Consider the following 16,813-nt stretch of genomic DNA (forward strand, 5'->3'; position numbering starts at 1 on the left):
GCAGATAGGGCGTTAAGGGAGCCCATGCCCGTATCCGCCCCCCCAAGAAAAAGTGAATTGTCTGAAAGCGTTCGTCTTTCGGACCGGAGCGGGCCCACCACCACGCCGCCTCTGGCCTTCGCGGCGGTCATCCTCGCCAATGTCGCGCTCGCCTTCGGGCCGCTGCTGGTGCGGATGGCCGATACCGGGCCGGTCGCCTCGGCCTTCTGGCGGATCACGCTGGCCGCGCCCGTGCTGGTGCTGGTCACGCTGCTCGGCTCTGCGCGGCCGCGTATGCCGGGCCGGGGGCAGGCCGGGCTCTGGGCGCTGCTGCTGATCGGCGGGATCGCCTTTGCGGGCGATCTGGGCGCCTGGCATATCGGCATCCGCCAGACGACGATGGCCAACGCCACGCTGTTCGGCAATTCGGCGACCTTCATCTTCCCGCTCTATGGCTTTCTGGTCGCACGCGCCTGGCCCTCGCGGATGCAGGGGATCGCGCTGATCCTGGCGGCGGTGGGGGCCGGGCTGTTGATGGGGCGTAGCTATCAGGTCGACCCGCGCCATCTGGTCGGCGATCTGCTATGCGTGCTCGCGGGGGTGCTGTATGCCTTTTACTTCATCCTGATGTCGCGGGTCCGCGTCGCCATGCCGCCGGTGCCGGCGCTCGCCTGGTCGACACTGGCGAGCATCGTGCCGCTGTTCGTCTTCGCGGTGGTACTGGGCGAGCGGGTGTGGCCCGATCATTGGAGCCCGCTGATCCTGCTGGCGCTGGGGAGCCAGATCATCGGCCAGGGGTTGATGATCTATGCGCTGGGGCTGCTCAGCCCGCTGGTCGTCGGTCTCGCGCTGCTGGTGCAGCCGATGGTGGCGACGGCGATCGGCTGGATCGTCTATGGCGAGACGCTGGCCCTGCCCGATCTGGCGGGGGTAGCGATGGTGGCGGTCGCGCTGGTGCTGGTGCGGCGCGGATCATCCAAGGCGGTTGCCAAGCCGGACGATAGGGACGACGAGAGAAGCCTATGACCGAGATTGCCATGACCGATGTTCAGAACCTGACCCTCGACGAGGTGCGCGTTGCGCTGGCCGACGGCATCGCGTCCAACGCCGCGTTCGACGGCTGGGGTGACGAAGCGCGCGACATGGCGGCGGATGCGGCCGGTATCGACCGCGACATCGCCCGGCTCGCCTTCAAGGACGGGCCGGTTGCGATGATCGACGCCTGGTTTGCCGCGATCGATGCCGCGATGGTCGCGGCGGTGCCGCGCGAACAGGCCGCCGCGATGAAGATCCGCCAGCGCATCACCGCACTGGTCGAGGCGCGGTTGGCGGCGCTCGCCCCCAATCGCGAGGCGCTGCGCCGCGCGCTGACCATTCTCGCCATGCCGCAAAATGCCGCGAGCGGGGCGCGACTCGGCTGGCGGACGGTCGACACGATCTGGGCGCAGGCGGGCGATACGGCGACCGATTATAATCACTATACCAAGCGCGCGACGCTATTCGCCGTCTATGCCGCGACCATCGCTGCCTTCCTGAACGACGAGAGCGAAGGGCATGCCGACACCCGCGCGTTCCTGGCTCGCTGGATCGAGGGGATCATGCGGTTCGAGAAATGGAAGGCCGGCATGGTCAAGCGGGGCGAGAATATGCCCAGCCTGTCGCGGTTTATCGGGCGGTTGCGCTATCCGGCGGTGTGAGGCGGTTCGGGGTTGAGGGATTCCCCTGGCCTTCGACTTCGCTCAGGCTGAGCGAAGTCGAAGGCCAGGCCCGCAAACCCCGACATCCATTTCATCAACGGGTAATTGATAATCAATCGCACCGGGGTTATGTAGTCCCCATGGCGATGCTCAGCAGTCTCGAAACCCTTCCCCGGCGGCAACCGGCGACCGTGGCCGCGATCGACTGGGCTCAACTGGCGCTGCCCGAGGCGCGCCGGCTGCGCGAACTGGGTTTCGATGAAGGCGTGGGTGTGGAAGTGCTGCACCGCGCAACGCTGGGCGGTGGGCCGATCGCCTGCCGGATCGGCCGGATGACCGTGGCGCTGCGTCGCCGGGTTGCGGCATCGATCCGCGTCGCGACCGGCGCCTGAATTTTTGAGGTTCGCCTGATCTGATGAACGCCGCACCGCTGGTTGCGCTCGTCGGCAATCCCAATGCCGGCAAAAGCGCCCTGTTCAACGCGCTGACCGGCGCGCGGCAGAAAGTCGGAAATTACCCCGGCGTCACCGTCGAGCGTCATTCGGGCCGCCTCGTGCTGGAGGATGGCCGACCGGTCGAACTGGTCGACCTGCCCGGTGCCTATAGTCTCGATCCGGGCAGCCTGGACGAGCAGGTCACCCGCAATGTCGTGATGGGGTCGCAAGCGGGCGAGCGGCGCCCGGATGCGCTGGTCGTGGTGGTCGATGCCGCCAATCTCGACAATCATCTGCGCTTCGCGCTGCAACTGATCGCGCTGGGCCTGCCGGTGGTGGTCGCGCTGAACATGGTCGATCTGGCCGAGCGCGACGGATTGACGCTCGATCCCGATATTCTAGCGCGCGAACTGGGCGTGACGGTGATCCCGACCGTCGCGGTGCGCCGCCGTGGCCTCGATGTGCTGAAGGCCGAGGTCGACCGGCTGGTGTCCGAGGAGCGTGCCCGTCCGATCGCCCCTGCCGACCAGATCGACGACATCGTCACGCTGCAACGCCGCGCCCGCCAGATCGCGGCGGCGGCGACCGTGGCGGAGACGCCCGTCCGCCGCTGGACGCACATGCTCGACTCGGTCGCGCTGCACCCCATTGCGGGGCCGATCCTGCTGGTCGCGCTGCTCTTCGTCATGTTCCAGGCGGTCTTCGCTTGGTCCGAAGCGCCGGTCGGCTGGATCGAGCAGGGCTTTGTCTGGCTGGAGGCCCAGGTCGGAGCCGCCCTACCCGAGGGCTGGTTTCGCAGCCTCATCACCGATGGCCTGATCGCCGGTGTCGGCGCGGTCATCGTCTTCCTGCCGCAGATCCTGATCCTGTTCCTGTTCATCCTGGTGCTGGAGGCGAGCGGATATATGGTCCGCGCCGCCTTCCTGATGGACCGCCTGATGGCGCAGGTCGGGCTGTCGGGCCGCGCCTTCATTCCGCTGCTGTCGTCCTTCGCCTGTGCGGTGCCGGGCATCATGGCGACGCGGACGATCGATGACGAGAAGGACCGGCTGACCACCATCCTGATCGCGCCGCTGATGACCTGTTCGGCGCGCCTGCCCGTCTACACCATCATCATCGGCGCATTCATTCCCGACCGGCAGGTGCTGCCCTTTGTCGGGCTACAGGGGCTGGTGCTGCTCGGCCTGTATCTGATGGGCATTGTCGGTGCGTTCGTCGCCGCGCTGCTGCTCCGGCGCACCGTCACCAAGGGCGCCTCGTCGGGCTTCATGATGGAGATGCCGAAGTACCAGTGGCCGCATATCCGCGACGTGTTGCTCGGCCTGTGGAGCCGTGCGCTGATCTTCCTGAAGCGCGCGGGCACCACCATCGCGCTGACCACCGTGATCCTGTGGGCGCTGCTGTCCTTCCCCAAGCCGCCGGAAGGCTCGGGCATCTCGCCGGTCGATTATTCGGTCGCGGGCCGCATCGCGAGCGGGATCGAGGTCGTGGTGCGCCCGATCGGCTTCAACCGCGATATCTCCCTGGCGCTCGTCCCCGCCATGGCCGCGCGCGAAGTGGCGGTGGCCGCGATCGGTACCGTCTATGCCATCGACGATACCGAGCATGAGGGCGGGCAGAAGGCGATGACCGACAAGCTCAAGCGCAACTGGTCGCTGCCCACCGCGCTTGCCTTCCTGATGTGGTTCGTCTTCGCGCCCCAGTGCATCTCGACCATCGCGGTGACGCGAAGGGAAACCAACGGATGGCGCTGGCCCGCCTTCATGGTGGGGTACCTTTTCGTAACCGCTTATGTCATGGCGGGCATCACATATTGGCTGGCTGTTTTCGCCGGCCTCTGAACCAAGCACGGGACTGAATACATGGCGGGCAGCGTCAACAAGGTGATTCTCGTCGGCAATCTGGGACGCGATCCCGAGAGCCGCTCCTTCCAGAATGGCGGCAAGGTGGTCGAGCTGCGCATCGCCACGTCCGAATCGTGGAAGGACCGCAATAGCGGCGAGCGCAAGGAAAAGACCGAGTGGCACACGGTCAAGATCTTCAACGAAGGCCTCGCCAACGTCGCCGAGCGGTTCCTGCGCAAGGGCTCGAAGGTCTATATCGAAGGCGCGCTGACCACCCGCAAGTGGCAGGACCAGCAGGGTAATGACCGCTATTCGACCGAAGTGACGCTGCAGGGCTTCAACTCGGTGCTGACCATGCTCGACGGCCCTGGCGGCGGTCAGGGCGGCGGCGGCGGTAGCCGTGGCGGCGGCGATTTCGGCGGTGGCGATGATTTCGGCGGCGGCGACTTTGGCGGCGGATCGAGCGGATTCGGCGGCGGATCGTCGGGCGGCGGCTATGGCGGCGGTCAGCGCGGCGGTTCTTCGTCCTCGGGCGGGAACGGTGGCAATCGTGGCGGGTTCGGACAGGGCGGCGGTTTCGCCGACGATCTGGATGACGACGTTCCCTTCTGATCGGGGCACGGGTTCCACGGTGCGAGGATGGATCGAGAAGGTTTTAGGACCGGCCTGATATTCGGCCAGACGGATGGGAAGACGGATATGCTCGACCCATCGGTGATGACGGACGAACGGCGCGCGGCGCTGATCCGATCCTATGACCTGGCGGGGTATCGCGAAAGCGGGCGCCTGGACGATCTGGCGGCCTTTGCCGCCGAACTCTGCGCAACCCCGGTGGCACTGGTCAGCCTGGTCGAGGAGGAGACCCAACGGTTTCTCGCCGTGGTCGGGCTGGAGGCGGATCAGTCGCCTCGCGATACATCCTTCTGCGCCCATGCGATGATCGGCCGCGAGGCGACGATGGTGGTGCCGGATGCGCGCGCCGACCCGCGCTTCGCCGATTTCTCCCTCGTCACGGGGCCGCCCTATATCCGCTTCTATGCGGGTGCGCGGCTCCTGTCGCATGAGGGGGTACCGCTGGGCGCGATCTGCGTCATCTCGCCCGAGCCCCGACCGCAGGGGCTGACCCCATTCCAGCAGCGCGGTCTGGAAATCCTGGCGACCGCCGTCATGGGCCGGTTGCAGGACCGTCGTGCCCAGCGCGAGCATGAACAGACGGTCGAGGCCTCCGAGGCGCGCGTCGCCGATAGCGAGCAGCGTTTTCGAACCCTGGCCGACACCATGCCGCAAATGGTCTGGTCGACGCTGCCCGACGGCTTTCACGATTATTATAATGCGCGCTGGTACGAGTTTACGGGGATGCCCGACGGCTCGACCGATGGCGAGGCGTGGAACGGCATGTTCCATGAGGACGACCAGCAGCGCGCCTGGACGCGATGGCGTCATAGCCTGGCGACCGGCGATCCCTATCAGATCGAATATCGGTTGCGCCATCGCGACGGCACCTATCGCTGGGTGCTGGGCCGCGCGCTGCCGATCCGGGACGCGAACGGGCAGATCACCCGCTGGTTCGGCACCTGCACCGACATTCACGAACAGAAGCTGGCACTGGAAGAACGCGAGATCGTCAGCCAGGAGCTGAGCCACCGGATCAAGAATATCTTTGCGGTGATCTCCGGCCTGATCGCCTTTGCCGCGCGCAGCCATCCGGGCTTTGGCGCGATCGCCAGTGACCTGCGCGACCGGATCACCGCACTGGGCCGTGCGCACGACTTCGTCCGCCCCCATAGTCCGCAGTCGCAGCCCAAGGCGCGGCAGGATTCGCTCCACGGCCTGCTCGGCGATCTGTTCGAGCCCTATCGCGGCGATACCGAGGCGCGCATCCGGCTGGACGGGGACGATGTGCCGGTCGACGACCGTTCGGCGACGCCGCTGGCGCTGTTGTTCCACGAGCTGGCGACCAACGCCTCCAAATATGGCGCGCTATCGGTGATGACCGGGCATGTCGCGCTGACGGTGACGCGGCGCGACGACATGGTGACGCTGTGCTGGCAGGAGCATGGCGGCCCTGCGCTCGATGCCGCGCCGACCCGGATCGGATTCGGATCGCAACTGGTCGAGCTGTCGGCGGTGCGGCAATTGGGCGGCACGGTCGGGCGCGACTGGCGTGCCGAAGGACTGGTCGTGACGATCGAGGTCCCGCTGGCCGCGTTCAGCCGTCCGGCGGGGCTGGGCCCCTGCCGCTGAGCAGCTTTCCGAACGCATGATCATGGGTTGGCAAAGAGGCCTGGGCCATGAAAGGCCCCGACGGGAAAGGCTTTACATCGCCAGCTTGAGCGGCATCAATTCCTCGGACATCATGTCCGCGGCGGAACCGGTGGCCATGGCCGCCGCCGCCAGGATCGCCCGCTCGCTAAACGGTTTGCGGATATAGCCGAGCGCTTCGATATCGGTCGAAATCTGGGCAGGGTTGGCAGTGACGAAGACGATCTTCACCCCATAATCGTCGGCCAGCCGACGTGCGATATCCGGGCCTGTCGCCCCGTCGCGCAGGTTCACATCGACAAAGGCAAAGGAGCAACCCGGCGCGGTCTCAAAGGCGGTGCGGCTGTCTGCCGCTATGCCGGCCACCTGATAGCCCGCATCGGTCAGAATGCGCTCTAGATCGAGGGCCACGAAAATTTCGTCTTCCACGATCAGGGCGGTTTGTCTCATGTCAAATTCCCGTCACTTTCGCCAATAACGGCCTTGATCGAAATAAAGTTCCGACTGTGTAGCGGTTCTAACGACGCAACAAAAATACGGCGTGCTCCGCGCGGACGTTCGCCGCCGCCGCACTGGTGGGGCGCCCGCGCGACAGGAACCAGCTTCCCTCCACGGTAATCCGCCGCTGCCGGACGAAGGCGCGGAAGTCGTCGATCGTCACATGATGGATGTTCGGCGTGTCATACCATTGTTCGGGCAGCAATTTCGTCACCGGCATCCGCCCGCCCCACAAAAGCGACAGCCGCACCCGCCAATGCGCGAAATTGGGGAAGGACACGAAAGCCCGCTGGCCGATGCGCAGCAGATGGTCGAGCACCTGGTCGGGCGCACGCGCGGTCTGAAGCGTCTGGCTGAGGATCGCATAGTCGAACCCCTTGTCGGGATAGCCCGCCAGATCGACGTCGGCGTCGCCCTGCACCACCGCCAGCCCGCGCGCGACGGCGGAGGCGACGTTGGCCGGGTCGATCTCCAGCCCCCGCGCATCCACGCCCGAATCGTCGCGCAGCGCCGCCATCAACTGCCCGTCGCCGCATCCGATATCGAGCACGCGAGCGCCCCGTGCGACATGCGCGGCGATGATCGCCAGATCGGGGCGAAGCACCTCGCTCATGGCTCGGCCCGCAGGAAGCCGTCGATCACCCGGTTCATCTCGGGCGCTTCGAGCAGGAAGGCGTCATGGCCATAGGGGCTCGACAATTCCACGAAACTCGCCGCCGCGCCCGCCGCGTTGAGCGCCTGCACCACGGAACGCGACTCGGAGGTCGGATAGAGCCAGTCAGTGTCGAAGCTGACCAGGCAGAAGCGGGTCTTCGTCCCCCGGAAAGCGTTGGCAAGCAGCCCGCCATGCTCCTCGGCGAGATCGAAATAATCCAGCGCGCGGGTGATGTAGAGGTAGCTATTGGCGTCGAACCGGTCGACGAAGCTCAACCCCTGATGCCGCAAATAGCTTTCGACTTGGAAATCGGCGTCGAAACCGAAGCTCTTGGCGCCGTCCGGCCGATCGGGCCGTGCCTGGAGCCGCCGCCCAAACTTCTCGGTCAGCCCTGCCTCGGACAGATAGGTGATGTGCGCCGCCATCCGCGCGACCGCCAGACCCGCCGCCGGGGGATCGTTGGCCTCGTAATAGGCGCCGCCGCGCCATTTCGGGTCGGCCATGATCGCCTGTCGCCCGACCTCGTGGAACGCGATGTTCTGGGCCGAATGCCTAGCGGTCGAGGCGACCATGACGCAGGCGCGGACCCGCTCGGGAAAGGTCGCGGCCCAACTGATCGCCTGCATCCCGCCCATCGATCCGCCGACCACCGCCTTCAACTGCCCCACGCCCAGATGGTCGAGCAGCATGGCTTGCGCGCGCACCATGTCGCGGATGGTGATGACGGGAAAGCGCATTCCCCAGGGTTCGGCCGTGGAGGGATCGGTGGTCGCGGGGCCGGACGATCCCATGCAACTGCCGATCACGTTCGAGCAGATGATGAAATGCCGCGCCGGATCGATCGGCTTGCCTTCCCCCACCAGCCGCGTCCACCAGCCGGGCTTGCCGGTGCGCGGATGGGGCGAGGCGACATGCTGGTCGCCGGTCAGCGCGTGGCAGATCAGGATCGCGTTCGAGCCATCGGCATTCAGCGTGCCATAGGTCTCATAGCCGATCTCGACCGGCGACAGCAGCCCCCCGCCATCGAGCCGAAGCGGCCCGGGCAGCACGATATGGCGTGACAGACCGAAACGCTGGTCGTCGCCAAGGGATTGTGCGGAAACGGAAGCGGCCATGGAGCCCTATCCGCTAGGCCGCGATGCTTGGCAACGCAAGGCCATGGCCGCTATGGCGTTTGCCATGACCGAGCTTACCGCCCCCGAACCGATCTCCTGGGTCAAGGCGATCGCGCCCTATGTCCCCGGCCGCGCGACGACCGATGACGGGCGCAAGGTCGCCAAACTCTCGTCCAACGAGAATCCGCTGGGCACCAGCGAGAAGGCGCGCACCGCCTTCGCCGCCGCCGCGCGGAATCTAGAGCGCTATCCGGATGCGGGCGCGACCGCGCTGCGCGAGGCGATCGGCGCGGTCCACGGCCTCGACCCGGCGCGAATCATCTATGGCACCGGCTCGGACGAGATTCTCCACCTTGCGGCGGGTGCGTTCGCGGGGCCGGGGGATGAGGTCATCCATGTCCGCTACGGCTTTTCCGTGTACGAGATCGCCACCCGGCGCGTCGGGGCGGAGCCGGTGGTGGTCGCCGATCACGAATACGCCACCGATGTCGACGCGATCCTGGCGGCCGTCACGGACAAGACACGGGTCGTCTTCGTCGCCAATCCCAACAATCCGACCGGCACCTATGCTGGCGCGGGTGAGATCGCCCGGCTGCACGCCGGGCTGCCGCCCCATGTCCTGCTGGTCCTCGACCAGGCCTATGCCGAATATCTGGCCGAGGGCGAGGATGATGGCGGGCTGGCGCTGGCCGAACGCGCGGCGAACGTGCTGGTCTCGCGCACCTTCTCCAAGATCCATGGCCTCGCCGCCGAGCGGATCGGCTGGGGCTATGCCGCCGCGCCGATCATCGATGCGCTGCACCGCATCCGCGCGCCGTTCAACGTGACCATCGCCGGGCAGAACGCCGCGATCGAGGCGATCCGCGACCGCGCCTTCGTAGAATCGTCGCGTGCCCATAACGCCCGCTGGCTGGCCTGGTTCGAGGAGCAGATCGCAAACCTCGGCAATGCCGGGCTTCGCTGCGTGCCATCCAAGGCCAATTTCTCGCTGGTCCTGTTCGAGGGCAAATTGACCGCAGAGCGCGCCTATCATGGACTGATGGACGCGGGTTACATCGTCCGCTGGCTGCCGAGCCAGGGGCTGGGCCATGCCCTGCGCATCACCATCGGCACCGAGGATGAGGTGAAGGGCGTGATCGCCGCGCTCCGCCGGATGGCTGCGGACTGATGCTGCCCTTTGCCCGGATCACCATCATCGGCCTGGGGCTGATCGGCTCCTCGGTCGCGCGCGCGGTGCGCGCGAACATGCCCACGGCGAGGCTCACCGGCTATGACGCCGATGCCGACGTGCGCGAGACGGCACGGCGGATCGACCTGTGTGACGATGTCGCCGACAGCGCGGGTACGGCGGTGATCGATGCCGATCTGGTGATGCTGTGCGTGCCCGTCGGCGCCATGGCGGCGGTCGCGGCCACGTTCGCCGACGACCTGCCCGCCGAGGCGATCGTCAGCGATGTCGGCGGGTCGAAGGAAAGTGTGGTCGCAGCGCTGCGTTCCGTCTTGCCGGATGCGATGCTGGTACCCGGCCATCCGGTGGCAGGCACGGAGAATAGCGGCCCGGAAAGCGGCTTTGCGACCTTGTTCCGCGGCCGTTGGTGCATCCTGACCCCCGAGGAGAATTGCCCCGAAGCCCCGGTTGCCAGGCTGCGCGCCTTCTGGGAAGCGCTGGGCGCGAATGTCGAGTTGATGACACCGCGCCATCACGACCTCGTCGTGGCGGTGACCAGCCACGTTCCGCACCTGATCGCCTATTCGATCGTGGGCACCGCTTCCGACTTGGAAGACGTGACACAAGGCGAAGTCATCAAGTTCTCTGCTGGCGGTTTTCGAGACTTCACCCGGATCGCCGCCTCCGATCCGACCATGTGGCGTGACGTGTTCCTCAACAATCGCGAGGCGGTGCTGGAGATTCTGCAACGCCTGACAGAGGATGTGACGATGCTTCAGCGCGCGATCCGCTGGGGCGATGGCGATACCCTGTTCGACCTGTTCAGCCGCACCCGCGCCATCCGTCGCTCGATCATCGACCAGGGCCAGGACGACGCCCGCGAGGATTTCGGGCGGAGTCACGGGGGATAAATCGTCCCCAGGCCATGGGGAGCATGGCGGAGGGGTGAGACGCAAAGGGCGCCCCTTGCGAAAGCACCTCTCGGTCAGGGCTTATGCTCTGCCACCGCCCCGCGCCGGCGAGGATTCCAGGGCATTCATCGCCGCATGAACCCTGGCCTCCGCCTCCGCACGTGGCAGGCCGGGCGGAATCACCTCGCCGAAGCGCAGCGTCACGACGCCCGGCCGCTTCAAGCCTTTGCGCGGCCAGACCAGCCCAGAATCGGTCGCCACCGGCACCACCGGCAGGTTGAGCATCCGGTATAGTCCCGCGAATCCGGGTTTCAGCGGCGGCGTCTCGCCGGGTTTCACCCGCGTCCCCTCGGGAAAGATCATGATCGCCCGCCCCTCGCCCACCGCGACCTGGGCGTCGCGCATCATCCCGCGCATCGCTTTGGCCGAGGCGCTGCGGTCCACCACGATCGCGCCATATTTGCGCACCGCCCAGCCCCAGAGCGGAATATTCGCCAGTTCGCGCTTCAGCACCATGGCGGGCGCGCCCAGCATCCGCTGCAACTCCATCGTCTCGAACATCGCCTGATGCTTGGCGGGGTAGAGCGCCGGGCTGGTCGGGCGCGTCCCCTCCACCACCACGCGGATGCCCAGGATCCAGCGGGTGCAGATCCGGTGAAACCGGGTCCAACCGGTCGCCCAGTGGATCACCGCCTGACGCCCACCCAGCGCGATCACCGGCGACAGCAGCGCCATGATCGCCGATACCGGATAGAAGATCGCCACGAAGACGATGTTACGAAGCAGAATCACGCACCAAACCCCGTCCAAAGCGCGACCCTGCGCAGGATCAGCTTGTTATATTCGTTGACCAGCGTCCCCAACCGCGGCTCGGACGGCACGCCGTCCCCCAGCACCAGCACCTGCGAGCCCAGGGTCGCGGTCAATTCCATCCTCGCGCGCGGCAAATGCCAGTCGGAAGTGACCAGCCGCACCGTGCGATAGCCATGTTCGCGGACCCAGTTCGCCGTCTCCTCGGCATTGGACCGGGTATCGACCGCCTCGCCGCCCAGATCGATGCAGCAGGCGAACAGCGTGGGCGAAGTGTGATAGGTGCGCGCCAGATCGATAGGCCGCACCCCCGGCGCGACGCCCGTCACCAGCATCCGCTTGGCCTGATGCGCCTTGAGCAGCGCGATCCCCCGATCGATCCGCCCGGGGCCGCCCGTCGGCACCACGATCGCATCGGTGGTGTTGTTCTCCAGCGGGTGCGGCAGGGTCAGCATGAAGACCGCGAACCCCAGGCACCACGCCAGCGCCGCCAGACCGAACAGGCGCAGCATCAGAGCATCCGCCGCATCTGGGCCATTACCGCCAGCCGCGCCGCGACCACCGCCAGCGCGATGAAGGCGAAGGGCAGCGCGATCAGCATCGCCACATCCCCCATCCCCAGTCGCATGCCGCTCAGCAATTCCGAGTCCAGCGCACCCACTTGCCGCGCGACCAGCGCGATCGCGCCGCCCGCGACCACGCTGCCCACCACCGCACCGATTCCGGCATCGAGCGCGATTCGCCGCTGGAACAGCCGGGCGACCTGCCGGTCGGTCGCACCGAGCATATGGATGACCTCGATCGTCGCGCGGTGCGCCTCCAGACCGGCGCGTGCCGCCAGCATGACCACCGCCGCCGTCGCCCCCAGCATCAACAGGATGATCGCCCCCGCCAGCCAGGCGGCGGTGTCGAGCAGGCGCCCGACGGGGCCCAGCCAGGTCGCATGGGCATCGACCCGCGCCGCCAGGCTGGTGCGCGCCACCGCCGCGCCGACGCGGGCGATGGCGCCGCTCCGGTCGCTGGTCAGATCGACATCAATCAGCGCGGGCACCGGCAGCCCGGCGGCGGCGGCATCACCCCCCAGCCAGGGTTGCAGCATCCGCGCCAGCTCGGCCTGGGGCACCGGCGTTGCGCGGGCGACATCGGGCAGGGTTCGCAGCACGGCCAGCACCCGCGCGGCCGCGGCGTCGCGACGCTGCGTCTCGCCCTCGACGATCTGAACGGTCAGTCGCCCCGCCATCTGTCGGTCCAGCGCCCCCGCCGCCCGCGCCGTGCCCAGTCCGGCGGCCCCGGCCAGCAGGGTCAGGAACAACATGATCGCGATCACCCAACTCATGACATGCGCACCGCCGACATCGTCCAGCGCCCGCGCCTCCGCCCCCGTCGCGCGCCGTGTCGTGTCGGTACGCGTCACAACCCGCTCCGCACGATGGTCGACCGGGGTGGTTCGGCCCTGGGGGCGACGCCTGGCGGGGTGGTCGCCTCGGGCGGTTCGGGATCGACCAGCCGTCCATGCTCCAGATGCATATGGTGCGCGCCCGTAATCCGGTCGATCAGATGCCAGTCATGCGTCGCCATCACCACCGTCGTCCCCAGCCGGTGCAGCGAGTTGAACAGGTGAAGCAACCGTTCCGCCATGACCGGATCGACATTGCCCGTCGGTTCGTCCGCGACCAGCAATTCGGGGCGCGCGATCACGGCCCGCGCGATCGCCACCCGCTGCTGCTCGCCGCCCGAAAGCGTCGCCGGGCGAGCGCCCGACCGTTCGGACAGGCCGATCCAGGCCAGCATCTCGCGCACCGCCCGCGCAATCTCCGATTCGGCCATGCCCGCCACCCGCAGGGGCAGCGCGATATTGTCCGCCGCCGACAGGTGCGGGATCAGGCGGAAATCCTGGAACACCACCCCGATCCGCCGCCGGAATCCCGGCAGACGGTCGCGCGGCAGGATCACCGCATCCTCGCCAAATAACCGGATGATTCCCCGACTGGGACGCTGCGACAGATATAAAAGCCGCAAGAGCGAGGTCTTTCCCGCACCGCTGGCCCCGGTCAGGAAATAGAATTGCCCCGAGCGCAACGTAAAGCTGACGTCGCACAGGGTTTCCTCGCCCGCACCATAGCGAAGGCCGACATTCTCGAACTGGACGATGTTCGCCATGCTCTCATGGCCTTGGCATGGCCCGCCCCGCGCTTCAAGCTTGCCACGCATATGGGCGGCGTGCTTACTGGACTTTCGGGGGGCCTGATCCGGATGGCCTGTCCGTTTGTCGATCCGTCCTGTCCGTTGAAGTGCCCGACCGCATGATCCTCGAATGCCCCGAGTGCCGCACCCGCTATCTGGTGCCCGACAGCGCGATCGGGCTGGAGGGTCGGACCGTGCGTTGCGCCAATTGCCGACACAGCTGGTTCCAGTCGCCACCCGATCCCGAACTGCCCCTTCCGCCCGTCCTGGCCGCAGAGCCGGATGAGACGGTTCCGGACGATGCGGTCGAGGCACCGCCGCCGCCGCCACCGCCCCCGATCGTCGCGCCGTCCCCCGCCCCGCCGATCCTGTCGCAGGACGAGCCCGGCTTCGACGCCTTCGCGCATCGCCCGCCATTCCGCGCGCGGCGCAATCCCGTGCGGCGCTGGACGATCGGCGCGGTCGCGGCGGGGCTGCTGATGCTGATCGCGACGGCCGCGATCCTGTGGACCGGCATGCCGGGCATCGGCGGCTGGCTGGGTCTGGGCAGCACCGAGTCGGCGCTGGAACTCCGTTCCAACCCGATCGAGCGGCGCGAGCTGGAGAATGGCTCGGAACTGTTCGCCATTTCGGGCCAGATCATCAACCCCTCCTCGACGCAGCAGCGGGTGCCGGACCTGCGCGCCGAACTGAAGGATGCGCAGGGGCGCGTCGTCTTCTCCTGGGCGATCGCGCCGCAGCAGCGGACCCTGGGGCCGGGCGCCTCGATGGACTTCAACTCGGCCAAGCTCGACGTCCCGCCCAGTTCCAAGCGGCTGGACCTGAGCTTTGCGGGCGAGGGAAGCGGAAACTAAGCCCGCCGAAGCCGCCGGGCGACGATCCCGAACCGCGCGCCATGGAGCAGCGCGGCGATCAGCATCCCGGCGCCCGACGCGATGGCGAGCCCCTGTGCGCCCCACCCGTGCGCGACCAGCCACCATCCGGCGCCGCCCGTGACGATGAAATAGGCGATGATGCTGTTGATCCCCGCCGCCACCTGATCCCCCAGCGAGCGTAGCGCATAGACCAGCACCACCTGGATTCCGTCGAACAGGATGAACGGCGCCCAGATGACCAGCATCGCCACCGCCACCGCCCGCGCATCGGCCTGGGCGGGGAACAGCCCAACCAGCGGCCCCGCACCGACGAGCATCACCAGGCCGCAGGCGGCCATGGCCAGCGCCGCCAGCGCGACCGCCAGCAGGGTGCGGGCGATCGCGGCCGACGCCACGCCCTCGCCCACCGCATTGCCCGCGCGCACCCCCGCCGCCGAACCCAGCCCGAGCGCCAGCGCGAAGGTGACGTTGTGGACCGAAAAGACGATCTGGAAACCATGGGCGGTGGCGTCGCCCAACCGGGTCGACAGCGCGATCAGGATGGCGAACCCCGCCAGTTCCAGTCCCGACGCGATGGCGGGGACGAAGCCGAACCGCGCCAGGCCGATCGCGCCGCGCCAGGTCGGGGCCCAGGCGGCGCGGTCCATCCGACGCACGCCGCGCAAGGCACCGCGCGGCAGGGTCATCGCGCTCGCCACCATCGCGACGGCCCCCAATGCCGAGGCGATCACCGTCGCCAGCGCCGCGCCAACCGCACCGAGCGCGGGCAATCCCATCTCTCCCCCCGCCAGCGCCCAGGCCAACACCGCGTTGATCGGCAGGATCGACAGATTGACCATCGTCACCCGTCGCGGGCGGCTGATCCCCTCCAGAAAGAAGCTGGCGGCGACCAGCACCAGCTGAAACGGATAGCCCAGCGCCATCACCGCGACGACCCGCGCGCCCGGCTCGACCAGCGAGGGATCGACGCCGATTCCCCGCAACAGCCCGGCCCCCCCCAGTCCCAGGATTAGCATGGCCGCGATACCCAGGATCAGCCCCAACACCAGTCCGTCGCGCAGCGCCTGCCCGGTCTCGGGCCAATCCCACGCCCCATCGGCGCGCGAGGCACGGACGAGCACGCCCGACAGCCAGGCCAGCCCCGTGACGATCGCGACATAGGTCAGCGAACGACTGGCCGAGAGCGCGGCGACCTCATGCTCGCCGACGCGCCCCACCACCACGACATCGGTGACGTGCAGGATGGTCCAGTTCAGGCTGGTGAGCATCACCGGCCAGGCGAGCCCGAGCAGACGGCGCGCCTCGGCACGATCGGGGCGGAGGAAGGACGTCATGGCCCCTCCCCTATGCCCGAAGCGCCATTCGCGAAAGCCATGGATTGTCGCCGAAGCGACATCGCCTCACGAAAGGCATTGCGCTGCCCGTATCGCTTTGCTAGGGGCACCCGCCTACCAGCCCTCCGGCTTGCCGGTGGTGACTATCGAGTGCGGTCGTGGCGGAATTGGTAGACGCGCAACGTTGAGGTCGTTGTGGCCGAAAGGCCGTGGAAGTTCGAGTCTTCTCGACCGCACCAGATTTTTCCCGGAACATCGCTAATCCCGACCCGCGGGGTCTCCATTCGGAGCCGCGACGATCAGCGTGCGACCGGCCGCATGAAATCCTGTCCCGGCGTCAGGGACCCCGAAATCACCGCGTCGCGACGATCGAAGCCAGCGTATCGAGGGGCAGCGGCGACACGAAGCGAAAGCCGAAACGCCCGTCCTTCACCCAGCAGATCGTGCCGAACAATGCGGTGCCCATCGGGCGGATGATGATATGCCCCGCCAACCCCGGCTGGACCGCACCGCTGGCGACCAGCTTGGCCCCGCCGGCGGACACGTCGATCAACTCGCTGGCGAATTTCCGGTCGCTCAGCCGCACGTCGGCCGCCAGCGTCACCGGAAAGCGCGGCGGGCGCGGGATCGTACCGTCCTCGTTCTCCGCCGAGAATATGTTCTGATAGGGTTGCGGCGTGTCGAACTGCACGCCCGCCTTCTGTCCCCGGACCCAGCGGACCGTGCCGGGAACGGGCGGCAGGCCGCGTACCTCGATACAGATGGAATCGCCGACGGCGGGCACGTTGACGAACCGTGCCATCAGGCCACTGCCCGAGATATTGTGGACCAGGCAGACGCCTGGCACGTCGCCGCACACCTTGCCAAGCAGAAGTACAGCCGAATGCCGCTGGCCCGAACGACGTTCAGCCGAGGCGCTTTCCTGCTGTTCGATCTGTTCCATGCCTATCCTTCCCGCCAATTACGCCCCCTGACGGAATTCGGCTTCCCTTCTCTATTAACGCATCACGGACAAAAAATTAACAGCCTTGCAGAGACGTGCCGATC

At 67.4% G+C, this 16,813-nt stretch carries 18 protein-coding genes and 1 tRNA gene; 10 read left to right on the forward strand and 9 right to left on the reverse strand.

Translation table 11 applies throughout. The features are described 5' to 3' along the window. Positions 1 to 24: 24 nt before the first annotated feature. From ACWPWT_RS03940 to ACWPWT_RS03965, 6 genes are all read left to right on the forward strand, one after another. Entirely contained in the window at positions 25 to 1,005 is a 981-nt protein-coding gene (locus tag ACWPWT_RS03940) for a DMT family transporter (RefSeq protein WP_454278658.1), read from the forward strand. Next, entirely contained in the window at positions 1,002 to 1,676 is a 675-nt protein-coding gene (locus ACWPWT_RS03945) for a COQ9 family protein (protein ID WP_454278659.1), read from the forward strand. Before ACWPWT_RS03940 ends, ACWPWT_RS03945 begins: the two co-directional genes overlap by 4 nt. Before the next feature lie 140 nt (positions 1,677 to 1,816). After that, positions 1,817 to 2,068 carry a FeoA family protein gene (locus ACWPWT_RS03950; RefSeq protein ID WP_454278660.1) on the forward strand — a complete coding sequence of 84 codons (252 nt, stop codon included), beginning with the start codon at positions 1,817 to 1,819 and terminating at the stop codon, positions 2,066 to 2,068. Between the two features lie 23 nt (positions 2,069 to 2,091). Beyond that, complete coding sequence (gene feoB / locus ACWPWT_RS03955; protein ID WP_454278661.1) at positions 2,092 to 3,951, forward strand: ferrous iron transporter B; 1,860 nt, start codon at positions 2,092 to 2,094, stop codon at positions 3,949 to 3,951. Between the two features lie 21 nt (positions 3,952 to 3,972). Continuing rightward, entirely contained in the window at positions 3,973 to 4,566 is a 594-nt protein-coding gene (ssb, locus tag ACWPWT_RS03960; protein ID WP_454278662.1) for a single-stranded DNA-binding protein, read from the forward strand. Between the two features lie 87 nt (positions 4,567 to 4,653). Further along, on the forward strand, positions 4,654 to 6,198 hold the full coding sequence (locus ACWPWT_RS03965) for a sensor histidine kinase (protein ID WP_454278663.1): 1,545 nt from the start codon (positions 4,654 to 4,656) through the stop codon (positions 6,196 to 6,198). 72 nt (positions 6,199 to 6,270) lie between these two features. On the opposite strand, the gene ACWPWT_RS03970 is transcribed toward ACWPWT_RS03965, so the two are convergent. The 3 genes from ACWPWT_RS03970 to metX all read right to left on the reverse strand — a co-directional run bounded on the left by ACWPWT_RS03970 (position 6,271) and on the right by metX (position 8,484). Continuing rightward, entirely contained in the window at positions 6,271 to 6,666 is a 396-nt protein-coding gene (locus tag ACWPWT_RS03970) for a response regulator (RefSeq protein ID WP_261268337.1), read from the reverse strand. Between the two features lie 67 nt (positions 6,667 to 6,733). Beyond that, on the reverse strand, positions 6,734 to 7,327 hold the full coding sequence (gene metW / locus ACWPWT_RS03975) for a methionine biosynthesis protein MetW (protein WP_454278664.1): 594 nt from the start codon (positions 7,325 to 7,327) through the stop codon (positions 6,734 to 6,736). Beyond that, the gene (gene metX / locus ACWPWT_RS03980; RefSeq protein ID WP_454278665.1) at positions 7,324 to 8,484 is read right to left on the reverse strand and encodes a homoserine O-acetyltransferase MetX; all 1,161 of its coding nucleotides are present in this window, start codon (positions 8,482 to 8,484) and stop codon (positions 7,324 to 7,326) included. The genes metW and metX overlap by 4 nt, the downstream gene beginning before the upstream one ends. A gap of 64 nt (positions 8,485 to 8,548) precedes the next feature. Here metX and hisC point away from each other — a divergent pair, with 64 nt between their 5' ends. Both hisC and ACWPWT_RS03990 read left to right on the forward strand, forming a co-directional pair. Continuing rightward, on the forward strand, positions 8,549 to 9,652 hold the full coding sequence (gene hisC, locus ACWPWT_RS03985) for a histidinol-phosphate transaminase (protein ID WP_261268340.1): 1,104 nt from the start codon (positions 8,549 to 8,551) through the stop codon (positions 9,650 to 9,652). Beyond that, complete coding sequence (locus ACWPWT_RS03990; protein ID WP_454278666.1) at positions 9,652 to 10,563, forward strand: prephenate/arogenate dehydrogenase family protein; 912 nt, start codon at positions 9,652 to 9,654, stop codon at positions 10,561 to 10,563. The genes hisC and ACWPWT_RS03990 overlap by 1 nt, the downstream gene beginning before the upstream one ends. Before the next feature lie 81 nt (positions 10,564 to 10,644). Here the strand turns inward: ACWPWT_RS03990 and ACWPWT_RS03995 are convergent, their stop codons facing one another. From ACWPWT_RS03995 to ftsE, 4 genes are read right to left on the reverse strand one after another with little or no spacing between them, the layout of a single operon-like run. Then, on the reverse strand, positions 10,645 to 11,355 hold the full coding sequence (locus ACWPWT_RS03995; protein ID WP_454278667.1) for a lysophospholipid acyltransferase family protein: 711 nt from the start codon (positions 11,353 to 11,355) through the stop codon (positions 10,645 to 10,647). Beyond that, positions 11,352 to 11,888, reverse strand: coding sequence for a YdcF family protein (locus tag ACWPWT_RS04000; protein ID WP_454279880.1), 537 nt, complete (start codon positions 11,886 to 11,888; stop codon positions 11,352 to 11,354). The genes ACWPWT_RS03995 and ACWPWT_RS04000 overlap by 4 nt, the downstream gene beginning before the upstream one ends. Next, a complete protein-coding gene (locus tag ACWPWT_RS04005) occupies positions 11,885 to 12,787 on the reverse strand; it encodes a cell division protein FtsX (RefSeq protein ID WP_454278668.1) in 903 nt (300 codons plus the stop codon). Before ACWPWT_RS04005 ends, ACWPWT_RS04000 begins: the two co-directional genes overlap by 4 nt. Next, positions 12,784 to 13,533, reverse strand: a complete 750-nt coding sequence (ftsE, locus tag ACWPWT_RS04010; RefSeq protein ID WP_454278669.1) for a cell division ATP-binding protein FtsE — start codon at positions 13,531 to 13,533, stop codon at positions 12,784 to 12,786. The genes ACWPWT_RS04005 and ftsE overlap by 4 nt, the downstream gene beginning before the upstream one ends. Positions 13,534 to 13,676: 143 nt before the next feature. Here ftsE and ACWPWT_RS04015 point away from each other — a divergent pair, with 143 nt between their 5' ends. Then, positions 13,677 to 14,411: a zinc-ribbon domain-containing protein gene (locus tag ACWPWT_RS04015; RefSeq protein WP_454278670.1), complete on the forward strand. Its 735-nt coding sequence runs from the start codon at positions 13,677 to 13,679 to the stop codon at positions 14,409 to 14,411. Here the strand turns inward: ACWPWT_RS04015 and ACWPWT_RS04020 are convergent. After that, positions 14,408 to 15,766: an MATE family efflux transporter gene (locus tag ACWPWT_RS04020; RefSeq protein ID WP_454278671.1), complete on the reverse strand. Its 1,359-nt coding sequence runs from the start codon at positions 15,764 to 15,766 to the stop codon at positions 14,408 to 14,410. The two genes, ACWPWT_RS04015 and ACWPWT_RS04020, sit on opposite strands and share 4 nt — an antisense overlap. Before the next feature lie 152 nt (positions 15,767 to 15,918). On the opposite strand from ACWPWT_RS04020, the gene ACWPWT_RS04025 reads away from it, so the two are divergent. Further along, positions 15,919 to 16,005: transfer RNA gene (locus tag ACWPWT_RS04025), tRNA-Leu, on the forward strand. A gap of 113 nt (positions 16,006 to 16,118) precedes the next feature. Here ACWPWT_RS04025 and ACWPWT_RS04030 read toward each other — a convergent pair. Beyond that, positions 16,119 to 16,709 (reverse strand): PilZ domain-containing protein, encoded by a 591-nt coding sequence (locus ACWPWT_RS04030; protein ID WP_454278672.1) that lies wholly within the window; start codon positions 16,707 to 16,709, stop codon positions 16,119 to 16,121. Positions 16,710 to 16,813 lie beyond the last annotated feature (104 nt).

The sequence above is a fragment of the Sphingomonas sp. Marseille-Q8236 genome (assembly GCF_965112005.1).